29 protein-coding genes and 1 pseudogene are annotated in these 25,198 nt (G+C 58.6%); 14 read left to right on the top strand and 16 right to left on the bottom strand.

Translation table 11 applies throughout. The annotated features are described in order from the left end of the window. The first annotated feature begins 19 nt into the window (after positions 1-19). The 3 genes from PLD_RS09505 to PLD_RS09495 all read left to right on the top strand — a co-directional run bounded on the left by PLD_RS09505 (position 20) and on the right by PLD_RS09495 (position 2,143). Positions 20-970: a LysR family transcriptional regulator gene (locus tag PLD_RS09505; protein ID WP_159892014.1), complete on the top strand. Its 951-nt coding sequence runs from the start codon at positions 20-22 to the stop codon at positions 968-970. Between the two features lie 76 nt (positions 971-1,046). Then, the gene (locus tag PLD_RS09500) at positions 1,047-1,508 is read left to right on the top strand and encodes a MarR family winged helix-turn-helix transcriptional regulator (RefSeq protein ID WP_159892012.1); all 462 of its coding nucleotides are present in this window, start codon (positions 1,047-1,049) and stop codon (positions 1,506-1,508) included. A gap of 215 nt (positions 1,509-1,723) precedes the next feature. Continuing rightward, a complete protein-coding gene (locus PLD_RS09495) occupies positions 1,724-2,143 on the top strand; it encodes an organic hydroperoxide resistance protein (protein WP_159892010.1) in 420 nt (139 codons plus the stop codon). Positions 2,144-2,214: 71 nt separating this feature from the next. On the opposite strand, the gene PLD_RS09490 is transcribed toward PLD_RS09495, so the two are convergent. After that, a complete protein-coding gene (locus PLD_RS09490; RefSeq protein WP_007931398.1) occupies positions 2,215-2,787 on the bottom strand; it encodes an elongation factor P in 573 nt (190 codons plus the stop codon). 48 nt (positions 2,788-2,835) lie between these two features. Continuing rightward, entirely contained in the window at positions 2,836-3,969 is a 1,134-nt protein-coding gene (earP, locus tag PLD_RS09485; RefSeq protein ID WP_159892008.1) for an elongation factor P maturation arginine rhamnosyltransferase EarP, read from the bottom strand. Between the two features lie 124 nt (positions 3,970-4,093). Here earP and PLD_RS09480 point away from each other — a divergent pair, with 124 nt between their 5' ends. Together PLD_RS09480 and PLD_RS09475 are read left to right on the top strand one after the other, a co-directional pair. Further along, positions 4,094-4,492, top strand: a complete 399-nt coding sequence (locus tag PLD_RS09480; protein WP_159892006.1) for a hypothetical protein — start codon at positions 4,094-4,096, stop codon at positions 4,490-4,492. A gap of 2 nt (positions 4,493-4,494) precedes the next feature. Further along, entirely contained in the window at positions 4,495-4,977 is a 483-nt protein-coding gene (locus PLD_RS09475; RefSeq protein ID WP_159892004.1) for a GreA/GreB family elongation factor, read from the top strand. Between the two features lie 11 nt (positions 4,978-4,988). Here PLD_RS09475 and cysB read toward each other — a convergent pair whose 3' ends face one another. The 5 genes from cysB to PLD_RS09450 form a co-directional block, all read right to left on the bottom strand. Then, positions 4,989-5,963, bottom strand: coding sequence for an HTH-type transcriptional regulator CysB (cysB, locus tag PLD_RS09470; protein ID WP_159892002.1), 975 nt, complete (start codon positions 5,961-5,963; stop codon positions 4,989-4,991). Positions 5,964-6,074: 111 nt separating this feature from the next. Then, positions 6,075-6,575 (bottom strand): universal stress protein, encoded by a 501-nt coding sequence (locus PLD_RS09465; RefSeq protein WP_159892000.1) that lies wholly within the window; start codon positions 6,573-6,575, stop codon positions 6,075-6,077. Between the two features lie 95 nt (positions 6,576-6,670). Next, positions 6,671-7,576 (bottom strand): 5'-nucleotidase, encoded by a 906-nt coding sequence (locus PLD_RS09460; protein WP_159891998.1) that lies wholly within the window; start codon positions 7,574-7,576, stop codon positions 6,671-6,673. Positions 7,577-7,606: 30 nt separating this feature from the next. After that, positions 7,607-8,563, bottom strand: coding sequence for a putative 2-dehydropantoate 2-reductase (locus tag PLD_RS09455; protein WP_159891996.1), 957 nt, complete (start codon positions 8,561-8,563; stop codon positions 7,607-7,609). Then, positions 8,563-8,949 (bottom strand): co-chaperone YbbN, encoded by a 387-nt coding sequence (locus PLD_RS09450; RefSeq protein WP_159891994.1) that lies wholly within the window; start codon positions 8,947-8,949, stop codon positions 8,563-8,565. The genes PLD_RS09455 and PLD_RS09450 overlap by 1 nt, the downstream gene beginning before the upstream one ends. Between PLD_RS09450 and PLD_RS09445 the strand changes: the two genes are divergently transcribed. Next, on the top strand, positions 8,948-9,382 hold the full coding sequence (locus PLD_RS09445; RefSeq protein ID WP_159891992.1) for a PilZ domain-containing protein: 435 nt from the start codon (positions 8,948-8,950) through the stop codon (positions 9,380-9,382). The genes PLD_RS09450 and PLD_RS09445 overlap by 2 nt on opposite strands. A 140-nt stretch (positions 9,383-9,522) precedes the next feature. Then, positions 9,523-10,599 (top strand): 3-deoxy-7-phosphoheptulonate synthase, encoded by a 1,077-nt coding sequence (locus PLD_RS09440; protein ID WP_159891990.1) that lies wholly within the window; start codon positions 9,523-9,525, stop codon positions 10,597-10,599. Between the two features lie 60 nt (positions 10,600-10,659). Here the strand turns inward: PLD_RS09440 and PLD_RS09435 are convergent, their stop codons facing one another. Further along, a complete protein-coding gene (locus tag PLD_RS09435) occupies positions 10,660-10,941 on the bottom strand; it encodes a GNAT family N-acetyltransferase (protein ID WP_159891988.1) in 282 nt (93 codons plus the stop codon). 620 nt (positions 10,942-11,561) lie between these two features. Between PLD_RS09435 and oprI the strand changes: the two genes are divergently transcribed. Continuing rightward, a complete protein-coding gene (oprI, locus tag PLD_RS09430; protein ID WP_037058464.1) occupies positions 11,562-11,813 on the top strand; it encodes an outer membrane lipoprotei OprI in 252 nt (83 codons plus the stop codon). Positions 11,814-11,938: 125 nt separating this feature from the next. Here oprI and PLD_RS09425 read toward each other — a convergent pair whose 3' ends face one another. The 3 genes from PLD_RS09425 to PLD_RS09415 all read right to left on the bottom strand — a co-directional run bounded on the left by PLD_RS09425 (position 11,939) and on the right by PLD_RS09415 (position 13,990). Continuing rightward, entirely contained in the window at positions 11,939-12,913 is a 975-nt protein-coding gene (locus tag PLD_RS09425) for a L,D-transpeptidase family protein (RefSeq protein WP_159891986.1), read from the bottom strand. Between the two features lie 121 nt (positions 12,914-13,034). Continuing rightward, on the bottom strand, positions 13,035-13,328 hold the full coding sequence (locus PLD_RS09420; protein WP_159891984.1) for a hypothetical protein: 294 nt from the start codon (positions 13,326-13,328) through the stop codon (positions 13,035-13,037). 56 nt (positions 13,329-13,384) lie between these two features. After that, on the bottom strand, positions 13,385-13,990 hold the full coding sequence (locus PLD_RS09415) for an arylesterase (protein ID WP_159891982.1): 606 nt from the start codon (positions 13,988-13,990) through the stop codon (positions 13,385-13,387). A gap of 10 nt (positions 13,991-14,000) precedes the next feature. Between PLD_RS09415 and PLD_RS09410 the strand changes: the two genes are divergently transcribed. Continuing rightward, positions 14,001-14,684 carry an ABC transporter ATP-binding protein gene (locus PLD_RS09410; RefSeq protein ID WP_159891980.1) on the top strand — a complete coding sequence of 228 codons (684 nt, stop codon included), beginning with the start codon at positions 14,001-14,003 and terminating at the stop codon, positions 14,682-14,684. Further along, complete coding sequence (locus PLD_RS09405) at positions 14,684-17,188, top strand: ABC transporter permease (protein WP_159891978.1); 2,505 nt, start codon at positions 14,684-14,686, stop codon at positions 17,186-17,188. The genes PLD_RS09410 and PLD_RS09405 overlap by 1 nt, the downstream gene beginning before the upstream one ends. Before the next feature lie 32 nt (positions 17,189-17,220). Here PLD_RS09405 and greB read toward each other — a convergent pair whose 3' ends face one another. Continuing rightward, positions 17,221-17,694 (bottom strand): transcription elongation factor GreB, encoded by a 474-nt coding sequence (greB, locus tag PLD_RS09400; RefSeq protein ID WP_159891976.1) that lies wholly within the window; start codon positions 17,692-17,694, stop codon positions 17,221-17,223. Between the two features lie 306 nt (positions 17,695-18,000). Here greB and PLD_RS09395 point away from each other — a divergent pair, with 306 nt between their 5' ends. Continuing rightward, positions 18,001-18,630, top strand: a complete 630-nt coding sequence (locus PLD_RS09395) for a response regulator transcription factor (protein ID WP_016967435.1) — start codon at positions 18,001-18,003, stop codon at positions 18,628-18,630. A gap of 143 nt (positions 18,631-18,773) precedes the next feature. Here PLD_RS09395 and PLD_RS09390 read toward each other — a convergent pair whose 3' ends face one another. The 3 genes from PLD_RS09390 to PLD_RS09380 form a co-directional block, all read right to left on the bottom strand. Next, on the bottom strand, positions 18,774-19,082 hold the full coding sequence (locus tag PLD_RS09390; protein WP_159891974.1) for a class I SAM-dependent methyltransferase: 309 nt from the start codon (positions 19,080-19,082) through the stop codon (positions 18,774-18,776). 286 nt (positions 19,083-19,368) lie between these two features. Next, the gene (locus PLD_RS09385; protein WP_159891972.1) at positions 19,369-19,803 is read right to left on the bottom strand and encodes a DoxX family protein; all 435 of its coding nucleotides are present in this window, start codon (positions 19,801-19,803) and stop codon (positions 19,369-19,371) included. Positions 19,804-19,904: 101 nt separating this feature from the next. Then, the gene (locus PLD_RS09380; protein WP_159891970.1) at positions 19,905-21,326 is read right to left on the bottom strand and encodes a transglycosylase SLT domain-containing protein; all 1,422 of its coding nucleotides are present in this window, start codon (positions 21,324-21,326) and stop codon (positions 19,905-19,907) included. 236 nt (positions 21,327-21,562) lie between these two features. Between PLD_RS09380 and PLD_RS09375 the strand changes: the two genes are divergently transcribed. From PLD_RS09375 to PLD_RS09365, 3 genes and pseudogenes are all read left to right on the top strand, one after another. Continuing rightward, positions 21,563-22,369, top strand: coding sequence for a TatD family hydrolase (locus PLD_RS09375; RefSeq protein WP_159891968.1), 807 nt, complete (start codon positions 21,563-21,565; stop codon positions 22,367-22,369). An 85-nt stretch (positions 22,370-22,454) separates the two neighbouring features. Continuing rightward, the gene (locus PLD_RS09370; RefSeq protein ID WP_159891966.1) at positions 22,455-23,936 is read left to right on the top strand and encodes a methyl-accepting chemotaxis protein; all 1,482 of its coding nucleotides are present in this window, start codon (positions 22,455-22,457) and stop codon (positions 23,934-23,936) included. Between the two features lie 132 nt (positions 23,937-24,068). After that, positions 24,069-24,299 (top strand): annotated as a pseudogene (locus tag PLD_RS09365) (terminase); the annotation flags it as partial. 78 nt (positions 24,300-24,377) lie between these two features. On the opposite strand, the gene PLD_RS09360 reads toward PLD_RS09365, so the two are convergent. Next, the gene (locus tag PLD_RS09360; RefSeq protein WP_159891964.1) at positions 24,378-25,175 is read right to left on the bottom strand and encodes an acyl-CoA thioesterase II; all 798 of its coding nucleotides are present in this window, start codon (positions 25,173-25,175) and stop codon (positions 24,378-24,380) included. Positions 25,176-25,198: the final 23 nt, after the last annotated feature.

The raw sequence follows: 25,198 nt of genomic DNA, 5'->3' as shown, positions 1-25,198 counted from the left end.
TCGCATAAGCGAACTGACCATGAATCCCAATGCACTGACCGAACAACTGGGGCTGTTTCTCGATGTGCTGGAAGCCGGGAGCTTCTCCGCCGCCGCCCGCCGTCATCCCCTGACCCCTTCCGCCGTGGCCCGACGCATCGACAGCCTGGAAAATGCCGTGGGCACCCCACTGTTCATGCGCACCACCCACGCGGTGGTCGCCACCGCAGCGGGCCTGGCCTTCGCCGAACGGGCTCGACGCATCGTCGCCGAACTGCAGTTGGCTCGCGCCGAGGCAGCGTCCCTGAGCCATGCCCCGGAAGGCTTGATCCGCATCGATGCCCCTGCCGCCTTCGGCCGCCGCCATCTGGCGCCGGCCATTGCCGACTTCCTGGTGCTCTACCCGGGGCTGGACGTGCAGTTGCACCTGATCGACAGCTTTGTCGATATGCAAGGCTCGCATCTGGGCAAGGTCGACCTGGTACTGCGCGCCGGACAGCGGGTGGACACGCGAATGGTCGCCACCTCCCTGGCCAGCATCGTGCGGATTGCCTGCGCCAGCCCGTCCTACCTGAAAAACCGTGGCACGCCGACCCATCCCGCCGAACTGAGCCAGCATGACGGCCTCGACTGGGACGGCCTGGCGCCATTGTTTGCCTGGCGTTTCGAGCTTGATGGCCAGGTACAGAGCCATCGCCCGCGACGCATCCGCCTCAGCGCCAACAATGCCGAAGCGCTGCTGTCCGGGGCCCTGGCCGGGCTGGGCATTGCCCATCTACCCACTTGGCTGGTCAGCGAATACCTATTGCGTGGAGAGCTGGTGCCGCTGTTCTGCGATACCAGCCTGCCCAAGCCGGAAACCGCCGGCATCTATGCCTTGCGCATGGAACAGCACCCCAATGCCCGCAGCCGCCTATTGCTGGAGTACCTGAAAAGCCGCTTCAGCCCGGTTCCACCCTGGGACCTGGCGCTGCAAAGCGCCATGGGCTAAGCCTGACGGAAAATTATCTGGCGCATTAAAGACTCGCCCGCTAGATTCAGGACCATTAACGATCAAGGCCGCCAACATGACCATCGCACCCTCGACCTCGGATACTTGTGAACAGCTGCTGCTGGACAACCAGGTGTGTTTCGCCCTGCACTCCACATCGCTGCTGCTGACCAAGGTCTACAAGCCGCTGCTGCAAAAACTGCGGCTGACCTACCCGCAGTACCTGGCGATGCTGGTGCTCTGGGAACGGGACGGGCGGACTGTGAGCGAGATCAGCCAGCGCCTGCTGACCGATCCGGGCTCATTGACGCCACTGCTCAAGCGCCTGGAGGCCGAGGGCCTGCTGAGCCGGACCCGCAGCCGGGAAGATGAGCGAGTGGTAATTGTGCAACTGACCGAGCAGGGTCGTGCCCTCAAGGTTCAGGCCCGGGAAATTCCCCAATGCATCCTTGGCGCCAGCGGCCGGACGGTGGAACAATTGCGCCGGTTGCAGGAGGAGTTGCAAGTGCTGCGGGGGCATTTGCAGGACAACCTTTGAGGCTGCATTGACCCAGCAGCTCCCACAGGCGGGAGCTGGCTTTCTTGATCAAAATACATCTTCTAAAAATCAACTGGTTGGAGCGAACTGATGTGCCTTCGCGGGCGTTCTTGAGAATTTTATCTTGCGCACTAAATATTAGAGAAGTAAATTTATTCCGAACTTGTTTAGCGCACAAATAATTAGCGAATAACACTCAATACGAGGCTCTCGCCATGCAAACCCTCTACACCGCTGTTGCAACCGCCACGGGTGGCCGTGATGGTCGCGCTGTTTCCAGTGACAACATCCTCGATGTCAAATTGGCCACCCCCCAGGAGCTCGGTGGTACCGGTGGGCAGGCAACCAACCCGGAACAACTGTTCGCCGCCGGCTATTCGGCCTGCTTTATCGGAGCCCTGAAGTTCGTGGCGGGCCAGAGCAAGCGCAAGATCCCGGACGACGCCTCGATCACCACCCAGGTCGGCATCGGCCAGATCCCCGGCGGTTTCGGCCTGGATATCGATCTGCATGTCAGCCTGCCGGGATTTGCCCAGGACGAAGCGCAACGCCTGGTGGACGCCGCGCATCAGGTCTGCCCCTACTCCAACGCCACCCGCGGCAACGTCGATGTGCGCCTTCACGTGAAGGTCTGAAACGACGAACGCCAGGCACAAAAAAACCCGACTCAAGGTCGGGTTTTTTCGTCTACCAGGTCAGGCCAGGTTTAAACCTTGGCGCGGCCTTTGTAGGAACCGCCTTCGCGGGTATCGATCTCGATCATGTCGCCGATTTCGATGAAGTCCGCAACACTCAGCTCGGTACCGTTTTTCAGTTTGGCAGGCTTCATCACCTTGCCCGAAGTGTCGCCGCGAGCGGAACCTTCGGTGTAGTCAACCTGACGCACGATGGTGGTCGGCAGGTCAACGGAAACCAGACGGTCTTCGAAGAACACAGCTTCGCAAACGTCGGTCATGCCTTCTTCGATGAACGGCAGAACCGCTTCGATGTCTTCGGCGTTCAGCTCGTACATGGTGTAGTCGGTGGTGTCCATGAACGTGTAGGTGTCGCCGCTGATGAACGACAGGGTCGCTTCTTTGCGATCCAGGATCACGTCGTCCAGTTTGTCGTCCGCACCGTAAACGGTTTCGGTCTTGTAACCGGTCAGCAGGTTCTTCAGCTTGGTCTTCATGATCGCGCTGTTACGACCAGACTTGGTGAATTCAGCTTTCTGAACCAGCCAAGGATCGTTGTCGATACGGATCACGGTACCGGGTTTGAGTTCTTTACCAGTTTTCATTGCGAATATCCGAATTTGGATGGGATTTACAAAAATCTAGGCCGCGTATCATATCCAATTTAGGTAAAACTGCACCAGCGCCGCAGCAAGATCGGCTTGCAAGCCTTGTTCCAGACACCACTGTTCGGCATGCGCGACCACCTCTGGCCAGTGTTGCAGGAGGTTTTTCCAGGCTTGGCCCATCGGGGCCTCGGTGTTCCAAGCCTGCCACAAGGCCAGTACCGCAGCCTTGGCTCCGGGGGAAAGCGCACGCGTGTAGAGGGCAAGAAAGGCTTCGAGTTTGTCCAGGTGAATGTCATCGTCCTGACGATAGATGTGCCAAAGCATGGGCCGCCCAGCCCATTGCGCCCGCACGAACGAGTCCTCGCCGCGCACCGCGTTGAAGTCGCAGCACCACAGCAGGCGGTCGTAATCCTCCTGACGGACAAAGGGCACCACCTGCACAGTCAGGGACTGGCGTACCTGCAAAGCACCCGCGGCCAGCGAGTCGACGCCCAGCCAACGCTGCACATCACCGAGAATGCGCCCTTCGGGCACCAGCAGATGAGTCGGCTGGACGTCAGTGGCCAAGGCGTCCAACCATCCGGCCAGTCCGGCATTTTCGTAGGCGAACAGTGACATCAGTCGAGCACTAGTCGCAGGGAAAACTCCCAACTGCTCTAGGAAATTGTTCCGGGCCTGGGGATCGCCCTGAAAACGCCGACGCCGCTCCAGCAACCCCGCTTCGCGCAGCAGCCCACCAGTGCCGGCCTGGAACCCGGGAAAGAAGAAGTACTTCTGCACCCCACGAAACTTCACCGATGGTAGGCCGTGGCAACCACTGACCCACTCCTCGGCGCTCAGGTAGTCCAGGTTCAACCATAAAGGCGCTCGCGCGCGATCGGCCATGGCCTCCATATAGGCATGCGGTAACTGACAGGCGAACGCGGCGATGACTACATCCGCCGCGACTGCGCTCTGCCACTCGGCGGGCCAATGACACACTTCGACGCCATCCTGGTGCTGCTGCGCCTGTTGAATGTCGATCTGTGGGCAGATCTTTTCGAAGGCACGCAAATCATCAACCCACAGGCGCACCGCACACTGATGCTCGGCCACCAACTGACGGGCCAGACGCCAGGTCACGCCGATATCGCCAAAGTTGTCGACCACGCTGCAGAAAATATCCCAGGAGGCTTTCATTCCAGTCCCCGATTGGCAAAGGCACTGATTGTCCGCATAAATGCCCCTGCGCAGAAGGGCCAACCTCGATTAATCTTCATGCGACAATCAGCCCCCGCCCAGTACTGTCCGCCAGGAGCCGACCATGCCCCATCCAGACCCCGCCCGTCGCCCGCTGCGCCTGCGCTTCAATGCCCTGGCGCTGTGCGGCAGTATCGCCCTGGGCCTATGGCTGGGTTTTGTGGCGATCGCCCTGACCTGCTGGCTGGCTTCGCACTTTCTCTTCAGCCAGCAACTGGCTCCCGTAGCGCAGGCCGTTCAGCAGTTGGCGCAACCTGCGGTGGTTGCGCCAACAGAGCCTGCGAATCAACTGTTCGAACAGTATCAAGAGAACCTGCGCAAGAATGAGGAACTGCAGTCTTTGGACAACGCTCGTAATAACCCACGCAACCTGTCCAACCCCAGGTGCGAGTTCTGGCTGCAGCAGGACCAGAACGCACCAAGCGAAAAGAGCCGGGCCAATGTGCTGCAATTTTGTAATTGATCATGAATAAACAATCTGTCCATCAACTGATTCTGCAACAGCTGCGAGACGATCTGGAGGTCGCGTTGCGGGCCGCGCAAACCGCTTACGAAACCGCCACCCACGAAGAGAACATCGCCGAAAACAAATACGACACCCTGGGACTGGAAGCTTCTTATCTGGCGGCGGGTCAAGCGCGACGGGTCGAAGAAATCCGTCAGGCGCTGAAGCTTTGGCAAAACCTGCCCTTTCGCCCTTACGATGCCCAGGCCGGAATTCAAGTCGGCACGCTCCTAGGACTGGAGGACCAGAAAGGCCATGAACAATGGCTGTTTCTCGGCCCCGATGGGGCAGGACTGAAAGTCTCGGTGGTGGGGCAACTGGTGACCGTCATCACCCCGCGCTCACCGCTGGGCAAAAGCCTGCTGGGCAAGTTCGAGGACGATGAGGTGGAGATCGTGGTGGCCGGCACGCGGCAACAGTTCACTGTCACCGAGGTGCATTAAGCACACAGGAATCAGTGCACCGGCAGTTCGACGCCGTCGAACAACTCTTCCAGTTCCTGCTTGTTGTGGCAGGCGATGGCCTTGGCCATGACTTCGCGAGTCAGGTGCGGCGCGAACTTCTCGATGAAGTCGCACATGAAGCCGCGCAGGAACGTGCCACGCCGGAAACCGATTTTGGTCACGCTCGATTCGAACAGCTCACTGGCATCCAACACCACCAAATCGCTGTCGAGCTTGGTGTCCACCGCCATCTTGGCGACGATGCCGACACCCAGCCCCAAACGCACATAGGTCTTGATGACGTCGGCGTCGGCGGCGGTAAATACCACTTTGGGCGTCAGGCCGCGATGACTGAAGGCTTCGTCGAGCTTGGAACGCCCGGTAAAACCGAAGACGTAGGTAACGATCGGGTACTCAGCGAGGGCTTCGAGCGTCAGTTTCGGCAACTTGGTCAGCGGATGGCCCTGAGGAACCACCACGCAACGGTTCCAGCGGTAGCACGGCATCATCACCAAGTCACCGAACAGCTCCAGCGCCTCGGTGGCAATGGCGAAATCCACGGTGCCGTCGGCGGCCATTTCCGCAATCTGCATCGGCGATCCTTGATGCATGTGCAGGGCTACGTCCGGGTACTGCTTGATAAAGCTGCTGATCACGGGCGGCAACGCGTAGCGCGCCTGGGTGTGAGTGGTGGCGATAGACAACGTGCCCTTCTTCTCGTTGGAGAACTCCTGAGCGATCTGCTTGATGCTCTCAACCTTGCGCAGAATCTCGCCGGCCGTGGTGATGATGCGCTCACCGGCCGGAGTGACGCGGGTCAGATGCTTACCGCTGCGAGCAAAGACCTCAACGCCAAGTTCATCCTCGAGCAGCCGAATCTGCTTGCTGATACCCGGTTGCGAGGTGTAAAGGCTTTGAGCGGTAGCGGAAACGTTGAGGTCGTGGTGCGCCACTTCCCAGATGTAGCGCAATTGTTGAAGCTTCATATCTATCCCTCAAAGCAAGTAGACGCCACGGGTATCAGCGACGGTATATAACTATATTAATGGTCAGAAGAATAAATCTAGAACTTTTATTCGGATTTTTCCATTCTGCCCTCAGACATCGCCCCGACGTCGACGCTGCACCAGAGGCACCAGGTAAACCGGCACTTTAGACAATTGCAGAACCCGGGATGCAGTACGCCCCAGAGGGGTTTGTGCGTTGCCCCCTGGGCTGTGACTTCCTACGATCAGCAAATCCACCGAGAGTTTCGCCGCTTGCTCCAGGATCACCTGGGATGGGTCACCTTGAAGAACACGTACTGACTGGATCAGGTTCAGGTCCTGCATGCCTTCCCCCAACTCTTCGCGAAAACTGTCGAGCACTCGCTGCTCGATGCTGGCCATCACCGTACTCAAGCCCTGGCGGTGAAACTCATTCAGCGATTGCGCGTCCAGATAACTCTGCAACACCGATTCGGCGAACAGCCCCATGGGTTCCACCGCGTGCACTATATGTAAGTCGGCATTGAACGTTCGAGCCAGCTCCAAGGCATGCTGCATTACAAAAGGAGCGTATAAACCGAGGTCTGTGGCATACAGCATCGAACGAATCATATGACCTCCTCAACTGCCAATACGGCGGAGATTGATTCAGCTTAGCAGTGCCTGGAACGCTGAGAGGTTCAGCAGAAAACCTTGAGTTATGGGGCTCAAGTCTGGGCTTCGTTACTGATGCCATGGGGGACGTGACCGGTGGCCACGACCTCACGGGCCAGCTCGCAGTGGCCGGTTTGATCATCGAAAAACACGTCAGCGGCGAACGCCTCAAGAAAAGCGGCTTTCTCCAGCCCCCCCAAGAACAGCGACTCATCCAGGCGGATGTCCCACTCACGCAATGTGCGGATCACCCGCTCGTGAGCCGGGGCCGAACGGGCGGTAACCAAGGCGGTACGAATCGGACAGGCATCGTTGGGAAACTCGCCCTGAAGCAGATTGAGCGCGGCCAAGAAACCTTTGAACGGCCCACCCGGCAAAGGCTCCCGGGCCGACTGCCGCTCGCTGGCCTGGAAGGCCTCAAGGCCAGCTGATTGGTAGACCCGCTCCGACTCATCGGAGAACAGCACCGCGTCACCATCGAAGGCGATGCGCAACTCGCCATTTTCTGCACGCCGGGCGCCGCCGGAGAGGAGGGTGGCCGCGGCGAATCCGGCATCCAATGCACTGCGCACATCTTCGGCATGAGTCGAGAGAAACAAGTCGCTGCCAAAGGCTGCCAGGTAAGGATAAGGACTGCGCCCACCGACAAACGCGGCCCGGGAAATGGCCAAGCCGTAATGCTGGATCGAATTGAATACCCGTAATCCGGTGTCGGCACTGTTGCGCGACACCAGCACCACCTCGACCCGCGCACGTCCCAGGCGGTCATTCAGACTCAGGAGTTTCTTCACCAAGGGAAAGGCGTCACCTGGCTCGAGGATCTCCTCTTCATGTTCGATCTGGTATTGGCGATAAGCCTCGACACCTTGGGCCAGATAGACCTTATGGCTATCACTGAGGTCAAACAGCGCTCGTGACGAGATTGCCACCACCAGCTTTCCATCCAAGCCCTTTGCCATGTTCGGTTCCCTTCAGATGATGAGCTCGGCTCAGGCGTGATGCCGGTCCATGAAGCTCAAGGCCTGGTACAACGCCTGGATTTTCGGCAGCTCACAGCCCGCCGCTCGCGCCGCCGCCAACGGCGCAGCATAAATAGCCGCCAACTCCAGCGGACGCTGATGCAGGAAATCATGGTACATGCTCGGCCAGTAGTCGGGCATGGACTCGGTGGACTTGAACAGTTGCTGTGCATAAACCTCAGGAATGACATGCCCGCAGGCCGCCGCGCCGCGCAGCACTTCCTGCATCAGATCCTGAATCAACTCGCGGCTGGCCGGATCGGCCATCAGTGGCGTGGTGCTGGCCTTGAGCAATACTGACAAACCGTTATAGGGCACATTCCATACCAGTTTCTGCCAACGAGCCTGATGCAGATTATTCATGGCCTGAGCATCGAGGCCGGCGTCACGAAACAGCGTGGCCCCCTCCTCGACAATGGCCTGGCTCAGGGCCGGATCGACGCTTGCCGGACCACTGTGGTAACCCAGGTTCACCGCACCCAACGCCTGATGCTCAATCCGGCCGGGGGCCGAGCGATGAACACAGATAAAGCACAAGCCGCCCAATAGATGCAGCGACTCAGGCAGCACCGCGCGTAACCCGTCCTCAACATCCAGACCGTTTTGCAGCAGCAAGACCTTGGCCCCCGGAGCTGCCGCCTGGATGATCGCTGGCGCCAACTGGACGTTGCTGGTGGCCTTGGTGCCCACCAACAGCCAATCACATGGCGGCATCTCTTCGGCACTGGCGTAAGCCTGCACTGGCTTCAAGCTCAAGGCTCCGTGCTGGGCACTATTGACCTGCAGCCCCTGCTCGGCCACCGTCGAAAACTCACTGCGCAATAAAAAGTGCACATCGAAGCCGGCCCGAGCCAGCATCACGCCGTAGAAACCGCCAATCGCTCCGGTCCCGATAATGCCCACACGCGGTTTACGGACAGCCCCCATCAAGGCAACTCCTCTGGTGATCGTTTGAGCGCCTGACGCAGATGCTCGGCAAGATCCAGGCGCGTCAGGCGTGACTGTAAAGCCCCATAAAATTCACCGTCGCGCACGACAAACAGCGCCGGTAGATGAAAGACCTGATAGCGCTCCACCGCTCCACCGTTATTGCCAGCATCGATCCAGCACAAGCGATCGACCGGCCACTCAACGAGTGGTAACTGCGCCCGGGCCCAGCGGCAACCGGCACAGCCAACGCTGGTAAAAACGACGAGAGAAACGCCCTCCAGTCCCAGCAATTGCTGGTCGACATCGAAGTCTGTCAGTTCCAGTTCGACCACTATACTGGGGGAGACAATGTCAAATGGACGACACTCGGAGTCTGCACTCATGGGACGTTTTCTGCCTCATCCTGATGATGTTCCGATTGAACTGACCCTGCGCAAGCACGCCTGTATATCGCGCAAGCGGCTGCACACTATCAGCCTCGGCGGCATGGCATGCAATTACCACCGCGCCTGGCGCCGTGGTACCGCCCTTGAAGTACATATGCCGACATTGGGGGACAATGCCCGCTACAACGGCTATGTGGCCTGGTGCCTGAAGCGCAAGCGCGGTTACCTGGTGGGCATTGCCTTTGTCGATGAGCAAACACTATTCAGCGCCCGCATGGGCGAACAGGTCTGTCAAATCACCCGCTATTGTCGCCTGCATGAGTCTCAGAGCGAACAACAATGCGTCGAAGCCCTGGCCCTCGATTGGGTCGAACGGCACGCCGAGGACTATTCCGAAGACCGCGTGAGGCAGGACTTTGTGCAGTCCTAGCCCAATAAAACCGCCGCCTGCCCATTGTAGAGTCACCGGGTAACGCGCTAAGGTTCCGCTCCCCGACGCGCTCAAATCCGCTGTGCTCCGCCGCGCGGGGATCGCTGGCGGCCGGCACCCGTGACCTGACGAGTAACACGATGGCTGATTTACCGATCAATGACCTTAACGTCGCCTCCAACGAGACCCTGATCACCCCTGATCAACTCAAACGAGACATCCCGCTGAGCGACACCGCCTTGCGCACCGTGACCAAAGGGCGCGAAGTAATCCGCAACATCCTCGACGGCACTGATCATCGCCTGTTCATCGTCATAGGGCCTTGCTCGATTCACGACATCAAGGCGGCTCATGAATACGCCGAGCGGCTCAAGGCCCTGGCAGCGGAAGTCTCCGACACCTTGTACCTGGTGATGCGGGTGTACTTCGAAAAGCCACGCACCACCGTCGGCTGGAAAGGCCTGATCAACGACCCCTACCTGGACGACTCGTTCAAGATTCAAGATGGCCTGCACATCGGCCGTCAACTGCTGCTGGACCTGGCCGAAATGGGCCTGCCCACCGCCACCGAGGCACTGGACCCGATCTCCCCGCAGTACTTGCAGGACCTGATCAGTTGGTCGGCCATTGGGGCGCGCACCACCGAATCCCAGACCCACCGCGAGATGGCCTCTGGCCTGTCTTCGGCGGTGGGCTTCAAGAATGGTACTGACGGTGGCTTGACCGTGGCCATCAATGCCTTGCAATCGGTTTCCAGCCCTCACCGCTTCCTGGGGATCAATCCACAGGGCGGCGTGTCGATCGTCACCACCAAAGGTAACGCCTACGGTCATGTGGTACTGCGGGGCGGCAACGGCAAGCCCAACTACGACTCGGTCAGTGTTGCGGTCTGCGAGCAGGCCCTGAGCAAGGCCAAGATCAAGCCGAACATCATGATCGACTGCAGCCACGCCAACTCGAACAAGGACCCGGCGCTGCAGCCTCTGGTCATGGAAAACGTCGCCAACCAGATCCTCGAAGGCAACCAATCGATCATCGGCCTGATGGTCGAGAGCCACTTGAACTGGGGTTGTCAGGCAATTCCCAAGAACCTCTCGGAACTGCAATACGGCGTATCGATCACCGACGCCTGTATCGACTGGGAAAGCACCGAGAAGACCTTGCGCAGCATGCATGCCAAGCTCAAGGACGTACTGCCGAAACGCGATCGCAACTGATCCCTTTCGCCAGACACAAAAACGCCGGGCCAAGCCCGGCGTTTTTCATGGTCGCGCAGCTCAGAGCTTGGCAGCGTGACGCTGATGACGCTCCATGTAGCGCTCGACGTAAGAGCAGGACGGAATCACGGTGTAGCCCATACGCTCGGCATACTCCAGAGCCTGCTCGGTCAGCGCCGCGGCAATACCGCGTCCACGCAATGCGTTGGGCACGAAAGTACGGTAGATATCCAGGGTTTGCTTACCCAAGTCCATGTAAGTCAGGTAGGCACGATGACCGTCCACACTGGTCTCGAACTGATGACCAGCCTGGTCATGGTGGATGGACAACGCCTCGCTCATCACTACTCCTTGCGGGTCTGGAATGCTGACCCTACCTTACCGATGTTTTTCCGGCGAAGGAACAACTTACGCCACCTAGTGCCTGTAGGCCGCCGAGTAGAAGCTGTCGCTCTTGCACCACCAGCACACTACAAAATAGTAGGCGCCCTTGGCATAAATGCTCAAGCCACAGATCAACGCCAAGAACCTCAACTCTGGTTGCAAGAAAGGCCGCCAACGTCTGCGAAACAATGCGCTGAGACTGTAACATCGCCGGATGCTGAAACTTGAGACGAGCAGCGCTTCTTAAAGTCACCGGCAAGAGAGATAAAGATAGACTCAGCCTGCGCAAATTCTGAAAAAGTATTCACGACACAATATAGATCGATCAAGGCCGGGACTCTGAAACAGCGCCCGAGAAGCCTGCTGGCAAACAAACGACCCCTTCTGCTAGAGCCTCCCAACGGATTTTTTTATTCCGCCGGCGAAAAAGTTGATCGAAAAAGAATCACCGCCTAGAATTTTTTTGCTTCTTGCGCTACGTCAGTTTACTTACTACAAGTAATGGGTAGTATGTACGCCGGCTATTTCCTCACTCTGAGGTGATAGCCACTAATAGAAAGTCCTTGAAGGGGAACACGATGAACAACGTTCTGAAATTCTCTGCTCTGGCTCTGGCCGCAGTTCTGGCTACCGGTTGCAGCAGCGTATCCAAAGAAACCGAAGCTCGCCTGACTGCTACTGAAGACGCAGCAGCTCGTGCTCAGGCTCGTGCAGACGAAGCCTACCGTAAAGCTGATGACGCTCTGGCTGCTGCTCAAAAAGCACAACAGACTGCTGACGAAGCTAACGAGCGCGCTCTGCGTATGCTTGAAAAAGCTAGCCGCAAGTAATAGTCCCTCGGGATTGTTATCAAGCCGATCCATTTCTGGATCGGCTTTTTATTGCCTGGGGGTTTCCACCGGCAATAAAAAACCCGCCGATACCTGCAGGTGTCGGCGGGCCTCAGTCGTGTTGCTTACTGCCACGGGTCGAACGGAGCGCTGGATAACGATGCCGCCGGTGCAGTAGTCGGCACGGCAATCTCAGCCGGCAAACCATCCTCGGCCGCAACTACATCACGCACCACATCCCAGTTCATACGCAGGTTGTTGGACAGGTCATCACGCTTGAGCAGGGCGTTGATCACCGCCGTGTGCTTGTCGACCACCGAGGGATTTCCATTGTCATCTAATGGTGTGTGCGCCTCCAGATAGACTTTGCCACCACTGATTCCGAACTTGTACGGTTCGTTGATGATGCGTACGGAAGTCCCCACGGGGACCATGCCGGCCATTTCCAGGACGTTATTGTTGAACATACGGAAGCAGCCGTGGCTGGTTCGCATGCCAATACCAAACTTCTTATTAGAACCGTGAATCAGGTAGCCCGGAGTCCCCAAGGTGAACTTGAATGGCCCCAACGGATTATCCGGTCCGGCCGGCACAACGCTCGGCAAAGGGTCACCGTCAGCAGCATGCTCGGCTCGGATCGATGCAGGTGGTGTCCAGGTCGGGTTAGGTGTTTTCGCAGTGATGCTGGTATGGGCAATCGGCGACCCCCAACCCTCTCGACCAATGCCCAACGGAAAGGTGTAAACCACGCTCCGTCCTTTGGGGAAGTAATACAGACGGTACTCCGCCAAATTGATCACGATGCCCTCACGAGGCCCTGGAGGCAGGATGAAGCGCGTCGGCAAGATCACCTCGGTACCCGCTCCCGGCAACCATGGATCGACCCCGGGATTGGCAGCGACCATTTCCTGATAACCCAGGTCATTGGCAGTGCCAAGGTCAGCAAAGGTGTCTTCATACTTGGCCTTGATTACCCGTACTTGACCGACGATGTCCTCACCGGCCGGAGGCAGAGGTAATTCCAGCGCGGCAACGGGGCCGACCATGCAGATTGCAGCAAGGGTCAGGCAACGGGTGACGACAGGGAGGCGCGGCAACATCCGGATAATCCTTCGCATAAATAACGAGTGATAGAAACGCGATTGTACACCCCGCCTCCTGGCTACGGGAGCCAAGCGGCGGGGACAAGCACAGGCACATGAAATCCCCGTCGACCCCAGTCTATAGCTCGAAACGCAACTCAGGCCAGATCGGTGGGGTGCCACGCTTTTGCGACTCCAGGATCGCTCGGCACAACGGGCAGAGTCGTTGGTCCCGGAAAATCGTCCGATCCACACTCGACCAGCGTGGTTGCGCGGGCAGCAAAGTGCCACACAGGGTCCTGTCGGCAGAGCCACCCAACTCAAGCTGCCGCGTCACCAGGTGCACCCGAACTTCCTGGCAGGCGAACAGGTCAAGCTGTTCATCAGGCTCGATCAGTTGATAGGCAAACAGGGACCAGGCGGGACGCGGCATCGGGGGCTCCAAATAGGGGGCGCCACATTAGCCGAAACACTGCCACTAGAAAAGCGTCAAAGCAGCGGTTTTAGCGTCGGCCAGACATTTTCCAGCAACTTTTCCTGAGCCGCCGCCGTGGGGTGTAAACCATCAGCCTGCATCAACTCGGGATGACCACCGATTCCCTCGAGAAAAAATGGCACCAAGGCCACTTTTTTGTCATGGGCCAACTGGCCATAGACCTGAGCAAACGCCTGGGTGTAACGCACGCCATAATTGGGCGGCAACTGCATGCCCAGCAGCAGTACCTTGGCCCCCACGGTTTGGGCACTGTCAATCATCGAGGCAAGATTTTGTTGCAATTGTTGGGGCGGCTGGCCACGCAAGCCATCATTGCCTCCCAACTCGAGAATTACTACCTGAGGTTTATGCTCTACAAGCAGCGCCGGCAGGCGCGCCCGGCCTCCTGCGCTGGTATCGCCACTGACGGAAGCATTGATCACCTTGTCGTCGAACCCCTGGTCCTTGAGCCGCTGCTCCAACAGGGCCACCCACCCTTGGCGGGTATCCAGGCCGAAAGCCGCACTGATACTATCGCCAACGATCAGGATCGTACCCGCCGCTGCGTTCTGGGCCATGCACATCAAGGCCAGGCCGGCACTCAAAAACCATACACGCATCGGATTCTCCATGGGCTCAAGCATTCTCAGTGCGCGGAACCTTAGCAAAGTGGTTTCCAGCGCGGAAGGTGAACTGACCATCCTTCACCAACTCAGCCTGGACCTGAAGCAGGGCGACAGCCTGGCCATTGTCGGCGCGTCAGGCTCCGGGAAATCCACCCTGCTCGGTCTACTGGCAGGACTCGATCTGCCCAGCAGTGGCGAAGTCACCCTCGCCGGCCAAGCCTTAAGCCTCCTGGATGAAGATCAGCGCGCACGTATCAGGGCAGAGCACGTGGGTTTTGTCTTTCAATCCTTCCAACTGCTCGACAGCCTCAACGCCCTGGAAAACGTCATGCTGCCCCTGGAGCTCGATGGTCGCCGCGATGCCCGCGAACGCGCGACCGAGTTGCTGCAACGGGTCGGCCTTGGCCAACGCCTGAGCCACTCGCCACGTCAGCTTTCCGGCGGCGAACAGCAACGGGTAGCCATTGCTCGAGCCTTTGCCGCCGAACCTGACGTGCTGTTTGCCGATGAACCCACTGGCAACCTCGACAGCCACACCGGCGAGCGTATCAGCGACTTACTGTTCGAACTGAACAAGGAGAGCGGCACCACCCTGGTGCTGGTGACCCATGATGAACGCCTGGCCCATCGTTGCCGGCGCCTGATCCGTCTTGAAGCGGGCTTGCTGGTCGCCCCTCTGGAGCCTTGATGGCACGTTTGCCGCTGTTGCGCCTCTTCAGCCTCGCCCTCCGTCAACTGCTGCGCGATGCCCGTGCCGGCGAGTTGCGAGTATTGTTCTTCGCCCTGGTAGTGGCCGTTGCCGCCAGCACCGCCATCGGCTATTTCGGCGCACGTCTCAATGGCGCCATGCTGCTGCGGGCCACCGAGTTTCTTGGTGCTGACCTGCTTCTGGAAGGCAGCTCGCCAGCGAGCCCGGAACAGATCAACAGCGGGCGCGACTTGGGACTCGATCACGCTCGCATCGTCGAATTCTCCAGCGTGGTCGCCACCGACAACGCCATCCAGCTCTCAAGCATCAAGGCGGTCGATACAACCTATCCGCTACGCGGGCAACTCAAAAGTGCTGCGGCGCCCTACGGCGCCGAAACAGCCGGCGGCCGGCCGAAACCTGGTGAAGCCTGGGTCGAACCGCGCCTCCTGACGGCGCTGGATCTGAAAATCGGTGACCGCATCGATGTCGGCATGAAGGCCCTGCGCCTGACACGAGTCCTGACTTACGAGCCCGACCGCGCGGGCAACTTCTATAGCCTGACCCCCCGCGTACTGATGAGCCTGGATGATCTGCAAGCCACCGGTGTCATCCAGCCAGGTAGTCGAGTCAGCTACAAAGAGCTGTGGCGTGGCCCTGCACCGGCCCTTGAGACCTACCGTCAATTGATCAAGCCTGGACTGGCGGCCAACCAGCGGCTACAGGATGCCCGCGACGGAAACCAGCAGATCGGTGGCGCCCTGGGTAAAGCCGAGCGGTATCTGAACATGGCAAGCCTGGTGGCGGTGCTGCTGTCGGGCGTCGCCGTGGCCTTGTCGGCCAACCGGTTCGCGGCTCGGCGCTTCGACGCCAGCGCCCTGCTGCGTTGCCTGGGCCTTTCCCGTCGAGAAACCTTGCTGCTGTTCAGCCTGCAACTGGGCGTACTCGGACTGCTGGCCAGTCTCAGCGGCGCGCTACTGGGATGGCTCTCGCAACTTGGCCTGTTCTATCTGTTGCACGACCTGCTTCCCAGCGATGTGCCTCCGGGCGGCCTGCTCCCCGCCATCGCCGGCATTGGCACCGGACTGGTGGCCCTGGGTGGTTTTGCCTTGCCGCCACTGGCCGCTCTGGGACGTGTGCCGCCGCTGCGGGTACTGCGCCGCGACCTGCTGCCGATTCCTTCCAGCACCTGGATGATCTACGGCACTGCACTGTTCGCCTTGGGCTTGATCATGTGGCGCTTGAGCCTGGACCTGGTTCTGACCTTCGCCCTGCTCGGCGGAGGCCTGTTAGCCGCACTGGCCCTGGGTGGCTTGTTATTGCTGGCGTTGCAAAGCCTGCGACGGCTGCTGGCGCGTTCGTCCCTGGCCTGGCGCCTGGGCCTGGGACAACTGCTGCGCCATCCCTTGGCTGCCGCAGGACAATCCCTGGCCTTTGGCCTGATTCTGCTGTCCATGGCGCTGATTGCCCTTCTACGGGGAGAGTTGCTGGATACCTGGCAAAACCAATTACCTAAAAATGCCCCCAACTATTTCGCACTGAACATCCTGCCGGGGGACAAACAAGCCTTCACTGAGCACTTGATCAAACTCTCAGCCGCCTCGGCGCCCCTGTATCCCGTGGTCCCAGGACGATTGGTGAGCATCAATGGCGAGCCTGTCAGAGAGATCGTCAGCAAGGACTCCAGTGGTAGTCGTGCGGTTCAGCGTGACCTGAGCCTGACCTGGGCCGCCAAGTTACCCAGCGGAAACAGCATTACCGAAGGGCACTGGTGGGCGACGCAGCCCGAAGACGCAGTGCCTGGTGTGTCGGTCGAGGCGAAGGTGGCACAAAGCCTGAAACTGAAACTGGGCGATCAACTGACCTTCACTGTCGCGGGCGTCAATCGGGAAGCCAAAGTCACCAGCCTGCGCAGTATCAACTGGGATAATTTCCAGCCAAATTTTTTCATGATCTTCCAGCCAGGCACCTTGAAGGACCTCCCCGCAACCTACCTGACCAGCTTCTACCTGAGCCCGGGACACGACCAGCAGATCGTCGAACTGTCCAGGGCGTTCCCGGCAGTGACCATCCTTCAGGTCGAAGCCCTGCTGGAACAGCTGCGCAGTATCCTGGCCCAGGTCACTCTGGCCGTGGAGTATGTGTTGCTGTTTGTCCTGGCCGCAGGAATGGCGGTGCTGTTTTCCGGGCTGCAGGCCACTCTGGACGAACGCATTCGCCAAGGGGCGCTACTGCGCGCCCTCGGTGCCGAACGGCAATTGCTAGTCAAAGCGCGACGGATCGAGTTCGGTCTGCTCGGTGCAGTCAGCGGGCTACTGGCGGCCCTGGGTTGCGAACTGGTCAGCCTGGTGCTCTACCGATTCGCCTTCGACCTGCCTTGGCACCCGCATCCCTGGCTCTTGTTACTCCCTCTGATCGGCGCGCTGCTGGTGGGTGGAGCGGGTGTTTTCGGCACCCGCCGAGCGCTGAACGCAAGCCCTTTGAGCGTTCTGCGCGAAAGCTGAAGCCTGTAGCTCGCCAGCCACGAGCGGCGAGCCTACTTCACATAATCGATCTGATTGATCCACCAACAAGTCTCGCCCGCCGGGGTATGGACAATAGCTTCATCGCCCACTTCTTTCTTCAACAAAGCCCTGGCCATGGGTGAATCGATCGAGATGTAGTCCTTACGCTCATAGATCTCGTCATAACCGACGATGCGAAAGCGCTTGATCTCGGCGGCTTCGTTTTCAACCTCGACCCAAGCCCCGAAAAAGACCCGCCCTTCCTGCTCCGGCGCGTAAGAAACCACCTTCATGTCTTCCAGGCGCTTACGTATGTAACGCACCCGACGATCGATCTCCCGCAGGAGCTTCTTGTTGTACTGATAGTCCGCATTCTCGCTCCTGTCGCCCAATGAAGCGGCCCAAGTGACCTTTTGCGTGATGTCCGGGCGCTTCTCCCGCCACAGATAATCCAACTCCTGTTTCAAAGCGTTGTAACCATCTTGCGTAATGAGCTTGGTACTCAATTGGCTTATCGCCCTCCCACCTTGTAGAGACAGTTCTGTTATTTGGATGACGCAAGGACCGCGCCCTGTCACGAACAGCTGCGGTCACACCTTCGCGCTCGCCTGCTAATCACTATCAGATTTGTCCGATTTAGATTTCAGAGAGGTCAGCCAATCATAGGGCCAAACAGCCAAGGCCTGCCGTCTCAGACACATTTTAAGCAACCGCGATTGCTCTTAACGCGACCGTGCAACTTGAAACCCATTTCCCCCCAAGAGCTCACCAATAACTCCTAACACCGCCAAAAAACAAAGGGAATTAACTCAATGGGCAACATCATTATCGTCGATGACCATCCACTGATCCGACTGGCCATCAGGTCGGTGCTGGAACCCCATCATCACACTATCGTCGCCGAAGCCGACAATGGTGCAGACGCTGTTCAGTTGGTGCGCAAACACATGCCGGACCTGCTAATCCTTGATCTGGGGATTCCCAACTTAGACGGCTTTTCGGTCATCGCCCACATCAAGTCCGCTGACCTGCACGTAAAAACGCTGGTACTGACCTCAAGCGACTCGAAGAACTTCGCACTGCGCTGCCTACAGGCCGGAGCCGCAGGCTTTCTGTGCAAGACCGAAAACCTTCACGAACTGGCCAATGCGGTAAAAGCCATTTTGTCCGGATACAGTTACTTTCCGGAAGACACCATCAACATCTTGCAGCAGAACACCAACGCCGCCAGTCAGGAAAGTGTGCTGATCTCCCGCCTGACCGATCGTGAGATTACGGTCTTGAAACTACTGGCCACCGGCCTGAACAACCAACAGATCGCCGATGCCCTACTGATTAGTCACAAGACTGTCAGTACCTACAAAGTTCGCTTGCTCAAGCGTTTCAACATTTCCAACCTGGTGGCCTTGGCGGAACTGGCAAAACGCAATGCGGTTGTTTGAGCATTGCCCCTTGGCTTGCGGGGCATAACGGGCAATGAGCATGACGGAATGCTTCATCGCCAATACCTGCTCTAGATGAACCTGATCCGAAAACGGCGCAGTTCAGCATGCTGCTGTCCAGCGCCGCCGGATCAGAAGCGCAACTAGCGGCGAATAATCAATCCTTGCCGGGCAACACGCGTCAGTTGCTTGATCACCTCTGCTGCATCCCTTGCGCTAGGGGCCGGAATAACTGCCAGATCAAAGCTGTCACTGGCAAAACGGGCCAGGGACTCACCCTCTTCGATAAATTGAATCAGAAACGCCGCGGGACCGGCAGAACGTCGTGGCCAGCCGTCGAGATAACGCAGCAACGTAGGTTGGTGTTTGCCGCCAAGAAGGATTTTCGGGTTGCGCTGGAAAAGACTCGCCGTGATAGGCGCAAGACGTACAAGGGGGCGTGGTGCATTCATCGTATCGTGTCTCTGCCTCAAGTTTCTGCCGGGCAGGTGAGAGGCAACACCGAACCAGCGCTTTAGCGGTATTTCGAAGCCAGACTATAGCTTCTATCAGTGATCTTTCGATTCACTTGGCGCCCCGCAAGTAGCTGTTTAAATCGGCGCATGGGGCAGCATCCTAGAGAAGCCGGCAGGTTGGTGTCAAGATTCAGCGACAACGAAAAAGGCCTGCATTGGCAGGCCTTGTCAATCTTCATCGCGGTTGATCCAGAGCCTTCGGGAACAACCAGGTCGGGTGGAATTACTTGGCGATCATCCTGTCCAGTGACCACTTGCCAGCCCCCTCAAGCAGCACGGCGATGCTGCCGCCGAGCAATGCCAGGGCGAACTCATAACCGTTATTGGCCATGAACAAGCCATTGCTGATGTGCACAGAGAAGATCGCAACCAACAAAGTGAATGTCAGCCCCAGTGCAGCCGGACGTGCCAACAGGCCAATGATCAACGCCAACCCGGCAAAGAACTCGGTACCACCAGCCAGCAACGCCATCAAATAGCCAGGCGCCAAACCGATACTTTCCATCCACTGGGCCGTTCCTGCTAAGCCACCGCCACCGAACCAACCAAAAAGCTTCTGCGAACCGTGAGCAGCAAAGATGATGCCAACGAGTATCCGTAATACGGTCAAGCCATAGCCTGCCCGAGTCTCAAACAGGTTTTTGATCAGTGTGCTCATGCTGTGTAGTCCTGTGCAAAGTGGGGAAGTTGGCGCCATACTAATCAATTTTTATCATGTTAAAAGCCGAATAAATTCGATATAACAATCAACTTTTTCGATTACTTGCCAAGCACTACTTTTCGCTCCCGAGGCTCCAGAGAGTCTCGCTCACGATCAAAGGCCAGATAGTACTTATTAACGCTATTAACATAGCTGACCGCCCCCATGCCCACCTGCTCCATGGCAATACGCTCCACCTGAAAGAACCACTGATCGGGATTCAGGCCACGGCGCCGCGCCTCGCTGCGCATCCCCTGAACCCGTTCAGGCCCCATGTTGTAGGCAGCCAGGACGAACGCCATGCGCTCACGCTCATTGAGCTTGGGGCTACCGAAGAACTTGCGACGAATCAATGCCAAATACCTGGCTCCAGCCCGCACATTGCCGTCCAGGGATTGAATATTGTTCACCCCAACCCGCCGGGCGGCGGAAGGTGTGATCTGCATCAACCCAGTGGGGCCGCTGACGCTCTTCGCACGGGGCTGCAAGGCCGACTCTTTGAACGCCAGTGCTGCCAGGTTCAGCCAGTCCATGCCTTGCTCTTTCGCGTGCTTCTGCAACACCGGGCGTAACTTCTCCAGACGCTGGCGGTCGGCCCGAGCCAGCGGATAGTGCACGCGGTACTGGCGCCGATAAATACGCAGAAAGGCTACATCCTGGTCTGCCGCCGGTTTATAGCCTTTAAGGAATCGATCGATACTGGCCTGCAACATCGACGCATCGCGTCGGACGAACCAATGTTCCTCACCTGGCTCGCCGAGCTTCAGTTGCTTGTGCAAACGCAACTTGGGCAAGATCTTGCTCCAGCGCTCCGCTATGGGTTGTTCGACAATGGTCAGATGAAATATCCCGCCCTGAACCATTTCCAGTACGTCCTCCACCGCCAGGCTAGGATCGACCCACTCGATCTTGATCGGCGCCAGCTTGCGCAACGCCAACTTCTGATTGATCTGGCTCACCGTCTCCCCCGCGACGCTGCCTGTGGCCAGGGTCAAGGTCTTGCCCGACAACTGCTCAATCCGCGTGTAGCGGCGTTCACCCTTGATCCCCACTAGCCGCAACGGAACATTGCTGACAATCGGATCGCTGGATCTGACCGCCTGCCTGGGCTGAACCTCCAGCAATTCGCCGGGCGCCACGAGGTCGCCCTCGCCACGTTGCAAGGCCCCCAGTAGTTGGTCTTTGGCTTTAGGAATGATCTTGAGGCTGATTTCCTGGCCATCACGGGCACGCCCATTGAGGTACTGCTCGAACGAGCGCAAGCGGTGGTACGCGACACCAATGGCCTGGCCCTGGACTTCACCGGAACTGTTGCGGCTTTGATTGACCAGGACCCGCAGCACTCGACTGTCGCGGATCTCTGCCAGATCGCGCACCTTGCCTGAAAGCAAGGTTTCCGGCGGCCCGGCCAATCGTGCCTCTGCCGGCAGCGGCAGGAGCAATGACAGGCACAGGACAAACAATATCGAGGGTCGGGTCATCCGTTCTCCGCAAAGCAATGCTGTTCAACCCTTCGGCGTTTTCATGAAGAATTGAGCGACAGAAACAGCGCGCCTTGAGCGCTGGCAGGGTGTGAAAGACAAACGCAATGAGGGTAAAAAAACGCACGTAACGCTCGTCCGGCAGCAGCAGACAGCGCTAACACGCTGTAGTTCTTGGTTTTTCTTATAAATCTACAGCTCTGATATGCTTTCCGGCCGCAAGCGGAGACAGCACCATGCAACTCATCGATATCGGCGTCAACCTGACCAATCCCTCTTTTGCCGACAAACACCAAGCCGTTCTCGATCGTGCTTATGCAGCGGGTGTCTGCCAATTGATCCTGACCGGAACCAGCGTCGAAGGCAGCGAACAAGCCCTGGAGCTCTGCCAGCAACTGGACCCGGATGGACAACGTTTGTTCGCCACTGCCGGGCTGCATCCGCACGCGGCCAGTGACTGGAACGCCGACAGCTCGCGACGTTTGCGCGCGTTGTTCAGCGAGCCCCGGATACGTGCGGTAGGCGAATGTGGTCTGGATTTCAATCGGGACTTCTCCCCACGCCCACAACAGGAAAAAGTCCTGGAAGAACACTTGGCCTTGGCTGCGGAACTGCAACTGCCCGTGTTTCTCCACGAGCGCGATGCCAACCAACGCCTGCTAGAGATCCTGCGCGACTTTCGTGACCGCTTGCCGGCAGCGGTGGTGCATTGCTTCACCGCAGATCAACGAGCGCTGTTCAGCTACCTCGATCTGGATTTGCACATCGGCATCACCGGCTGGATCTGTGACGAGCGCCGGGGCACGCATCTGCACCCGCTGGTACGCAACATTCCTCGGGGACGCCTGATGCTGGAAAGTGATGCCCCTTATCTGCTGCCACGCAGCCTGCGGCCGAAACCGAAAAACGGTCGCAATGAACCAGCCTATCTGCCCGAAGTCTTGAGGGAAGTGGCACTGCATCGCGAAGAAACCCCGGAAGACCTGGCAAGCCACAGTACCGCCTGCTCCAGAGCATTTTTCCACCTGCCAGAAATTGCTTGACCCATATCAAGATTTTTCTGAGCGCATGGCGGCACAATACTGGCACCTTGCCAATATTGTTTCGCTCAATCAGAGAAGACCTTCTATGGGTGCCTGGCTTAGCAACATCTCGTTGAAATACAAATTCTGGGCGGTCAATGCCGTCGCCTTCGTTACCACCCTGTTATTGGTGCTGTACGCGGTGCAACTGGAGCAACAGGCTCGCAGCCAAGCCTCACAGGCAGCCGCCCAGAGCCAGGCTCATTTACTCAGCGCCTGGCCCACCGGACAAGCCCTGCCGCAGGCTGAAAACCTGCTGTATTTCTCCCAGGGCCAGACACCCAGCCTTAACGAACAGGCCTTGCCTGAGCTAAGCGGTGCCAGCGGTTGGATTGAGATCAATCCTATGCCGCTGTTCGGCGACAATCCGTTGCTGGGCGCCGAAGTCGTCCATCGCGCCGACGGCCAGCAGGTCGCGGTCCTGGCCCACGCTCCGAGCCTAGCCCAGGTCTTCAGCGACCGTTTCACCAACTATGCGGTGGCCGTGTTCATCCTGATGTTCGCCATGCTCTGCGCCTCGCAGTTGCTGATTCGCTTTCTGCTCAGCCAACTCAACACCCTCAAAGACGTGATGTTGCATGTGGAAAAGACCGGCGACCTGTCTGCTCGCGTACCACTGTCCTGCAAGGATGAGGTGGGCCAGATGGCCAGCGCCTTCAACGCCATGCAGGCCGGGTATCAACGGGTGGTCAACACCGTGGCCAACACCGCCCGACAGCTGGATCAAGGCGCTGCACGCCTGGCCTCGAGCATGAATGATGTGCGCCACGGCATGCTGGGCCAACAGAGCGAGACCGATCAGGCGGCTACGGCCATCAATGAAATGTCCGCCACCGTGTTTCACATCGCGCAACACGCCGGGGCGACCCGGGATCTTTCGCAAACCGCCGACACCCTGGCCGGCTCCGGTCATGAAGTGGTTGGACGGGTGCAAAAATCCATCGCCGGACTCTCCAACGGCGTGCAGCAGACCGCCGAGATGATCCAGAAACTCGCCGAGGACAGCCAGAAGATCAACGGTGTGGTCAATGTGATCCACAGCATCGCTGAACAGACCAACCTGCTGGCACTCAACGCGGCTATCGAAGCTGCACGAGCAGGTGAAATGGGTCGCGGTTTTGCCGTGGTGGCCGACGAAGTGCGCAACCTGGCCAAGCGTGTACAGAGCTCCACCGATGAAATCACCAGCATGGTGTCAGCCTTGCAAGCAGGCACCCGCGACGCCGTTGACTTCATGCAGGAAAGCTCGTTCAAGGCCGACGACTGCGTACAGCAGGCCCAGGAAGCCGGGGCTGCACTGGCGGAGATCACCGGTGCCGTGGCGCAGATGCGCGAAAGCAACACTCAGATCGCCGTCGCGGCAGAACAACAGAGCCAAGTGGCGGAAGAAATGAATCGGGCCGTGGTGAGCATCCGCGATGTCACCGAAAACACTGTGCAACAGACCGTGGCCTCTGCCACCACCAGCAGTGAACTAGCGACCTTGGCCGGCGAACTGAGCAAAGCCATCGGTCAGTTGAAACTGTGACGGGGCGGCCTCGCCGCCGTACCTTGAACCCCGTCTGCTGGCTATCAGCCCGATAGCCAAGCTTGATTCGCCGTCAGACCGACCGCGCCCTATTCTTGGTCCACGAATTTCCAAGAACTGAGGATGATCATCATGGGCAAACGTCACCCCAACTTCCCAGCCTGGCAATGGCGCGTCGAGCCGCAAAGCCAACAGCATCCGAGCAACCTGGTCGAGCACCTGATCGCCGTGCCACTGTTCATTGTCGGTTTTCTGCTGATCGCTTCGGGGGTGTTTTCCTCAAGTGTCGCAAGTGTAGCGATCGGTGTGGTCGGCGTCTTTGCAGCGCTGGGCTTGCAACGCCAAAGGAACAGCTTAAAGGCATGAATTGCCGGGCCACTCAGTAGGCATAAAGCCGCTTCGCAGTGCCTGCGGCGTAAAAACCTCGCAGGCCCGGAGGGCTCAACCGAAAACAGTCACCGTCTGCCGGCTCAGGGCAATCAATTGCCCTTCGGCACTCCACAACGCCGCAGCGGCGTGCCCATAACCATCACGGGCATGCTCGATCTCCACGCGGTATTTACACCAGTCCAGAGTGCTCAGTTCCAGCAACGGCTGGACGAACTCGATGGTCCAGGTCAGGGTGCTGCCGGCTGCAGGCTTGCTCAATAGCGGCAGCAGAGCCGGTGGCCATGCATCCACCAGCGCCAGAATATGCGACTCGGTGAGCGGCTCCTCTTTGACATCCCCGCGCAAACGCACCCAGCCGCCCATGTCCCGAGAACGGCTGCCCGTGAATGGCAAGCCACCGATGCTCCAGCGCATCGACAGGTGGCGCATGAACTCTGGCGTTATCCCCTTGATGTAGGGCAGCTCCTGGCATTCGTCCCAATGCCGCATCGGCGGCGCCGGTTCAGCGCTGACGCTCACGGCAGACTCACGGGAAGCACCAAAGCTGCCCTGCACCAAGGTCACCACCTGGCCTTGCTGCATCACCCGCCCCAGCACCTGACTGACAGCCTTGCCCTCGCGCAGTACGTCGACTTCAAAACTGACCGGCACATCGGGCGCCACCGGACCGACAAAGGTGATCGCCAAAGAACGTACCACGCGCTCACCCGGGACCTTGGCTCGCATCGCTTCATACTGCAGGGCAACCACCAAGCCACCAAAGGTGGCGCGGCCCTGAGCCCACTCTGCCGGAATGGTCAGCGCTTGGGGCTGGCCGCGAACGGCTTCGAGCAAATCGTAGAAACGCATGAAAACCTCGGCAGGCAAAAATT

This window comes from Pseudomonas sp. LD120 (assembly GCF_009861525.1).
GTDB lineage: Bacteria > Pseudomonadota > Gammaproteobacteria > Pseudomonadales > Pseudomonadaceae > Aquipseudomonas.
Note: the sequence above shows the minus strand (reverse complement) of the source record. Positions and strands in the feature narration are given on the sequence as shown.

Bases quoted from the DNA above. Each gene is read 5' to 3' on its own strand.
- PLD_RS09505 (WP_159892014.1), top strand. From the start codon at position 20: ATGAATCCCAATGCACTGACCGAACAACTGGGGCTGTTTCTCGATGTG.
- PLD_RS09500 (WP_159892012.1), top strand. From the start codon at position 1,047: ATGACCATCGCACCCTCGACCTCGGATACTTGTGAACAGCTGCTGCTG.
- PLD_RS09495 (WP_159892010.1), top strand. From the start codon at position 1,724: ATGCAAACCCTCTACACCGCTGTTGCAACCGCCACGGGTGGCCGTGAT.
- PLD_RS09490 (WP_007931398.1), bottom strand. From the start codon at position 2,787: ATGAAAACTGGTAAAGAACTCAAACCCGGTACCGTGATCCGTATCGAC.
- earP (WP_159892008.1), bottom strand. From the start codon at position 3,969: ATGAAAGCCTCCTGGGATATTTTCTGCAGCGTGGTCGACAACTTTGGC.
- PLD_RS09480 (WP_159892006.1), top strand. From the start codon at position 4,094: ATGCCCCATCCAGACCCCGCCCGTCGCCCGCTGCGCCTGCGCTTCAAT.
- PLD_RS09475 (WP_159892004.1), top strand. From the start codon at position 4,495: ATGAATAAACAATCTGTCCATCAACTGATTCTGCAACAGCTGCGAGAC.
- cysB (WP_159892002.1), bottom strand. From the start codon at position 5,963: ATGAAGCTTCAACAATTGCGCTACATCTGGGAAGTGGCGCACCACGAC.
- PLD_RS09465 (WP_159892000.1), bottom strand. From the start codon at position 6,575: ATGATTCGTTCGATGCTGTATGCCACAGACCTCGGTTTATACGCTCCT.
- PLD_RS09460 (WP_159891998.1), bottom strand. From the start codon at position 7,576: ATGGCAAAGGGCTTGGATGGAAAGCTGGTGGTGGCAATCTCGTCACGA.
- PLD_RS09455 (WP_159891996.1), bottom strand. From the start codon at position 8,563: ATGGGGGCTGTCCGTAAACCGCGTGTGGGCATTATCGGGACCGGAGCG.
- PLD_RS09445 (WP_159891992.1), top strand. From the start codon at position 8,948: ATGGGACGTTTTCTGCCTCATCCTGATGATGTTCCGATTGAACTGACC.
- PLD_RS09450 (WP_159891994.1), bottom strand. From the start codon at position 8,949: ATGAGTGCAGACTCCGAGTGTCGTCCATTTGACATTGTCTCCCCCAGT.
- PLD_RS09440 (WP_159891990.1), top strand. From the start codon at position 9,523: ATGGCTGATTTACCGATCAATGACCTTAACGTCGCCTCCAACGAGACC.
- PLD_RS09435 (WP_159891988.1), bottom strand. From the start codon at position 10,941: ATGAGCGAGGCGTTGTCCATCCACCATGACCAGGCTGGTCATCAGTTC.
- oprI (WP_037058464.1), top strand. From the start codon at position 11,562: ATGAACAACGTTCTGAAATTCTCTGCTCTGGCTCTGGCCGCAGTTCTG.
- PLD_RS09425 (WP_159891986.1), bottom strand. From the start codon at position 12,913: ATGTTGCCGCGCCTCCCTGTCGTCACCCGTTGCCTGACCCTTGCTGCA.
- PLD_RS09420 (WP_159891984.1), bottom strand. From the start codon at position 13,328: ATGCCGCGTCCCGCCTGGTCCCTGTTTGCCTATCAACTGATCGAGCCT.
- PLD_RS09415 (WP_159891982.1), bottom strand. From the start codon at position 13,990: ATGCGTGTATGGTTTTTGAGTGCCGGCCTGGCCTTGATGTGCATGGCC.
- PLD_RS09410 (WP_159891980.1), top strand. From the start codon at position 14,001: ATGGGCTCAAGCATTCTCAGTGCGCGGAACCTTAGCAAAGTGGTTTCC.
- PLD_RS09405 (WP_159891978.1), top strand. From the start codon at position 14,684: ATGGCACGTTTGCCGCTGTTGCGCCTCTTCAGCCTCGCCCTCCGTCAA.
- PLD_RS09395 (WP_016967435.1), top strand. From the start codon at position 18,001: ATGGGCAACATCATTATCGTCGATGACCATCCACTGATCCGACTGGCC.
- PLD_RS09390 (WP_159891974.1), bottom strand. From the start codon at position 19,082: ATGAATGCACCACGCCCCCTTGTACGTCTTGCGCCTATCACGGCGAGT.
- PLD_RS09385 (WP_159891972.1), bottom strand. From the start codon at position 19,803: ATGAGCACACTGATCAAAAACCTGTTTGAGACTCGGGCAGGCTATGGC.
- PLD_RS09380 (WP_159891970.1), bottom strand. From the start codon at position 21,326: ATGACCCGACCCTCGATATTGTTTGTCCTGTGCCTGTCATTGCTCCTG.
- PLD_RS09375 (WP_159891968.1), top strand. From the start codon at position 21,563: ATGCAACTCATCGATATCGGCGTCAACCTGACCAATCCCTCTTTTGCC.
- PLD_RS09370 (WP_159891966.1), top strand. From the start codon at position 22,455: ATGGGTGCCTGGCTTAGCAACATCTCGTTGAAATACAAATTCTGGGCG.
- PLD_RS09360 (WP_159891964.1), bottom strand. From the start codon at position 25,175: ATGCGTTTCTACGATTTGCTCGAAGCCGTTCGCGGCCAGCCCCAAGCG.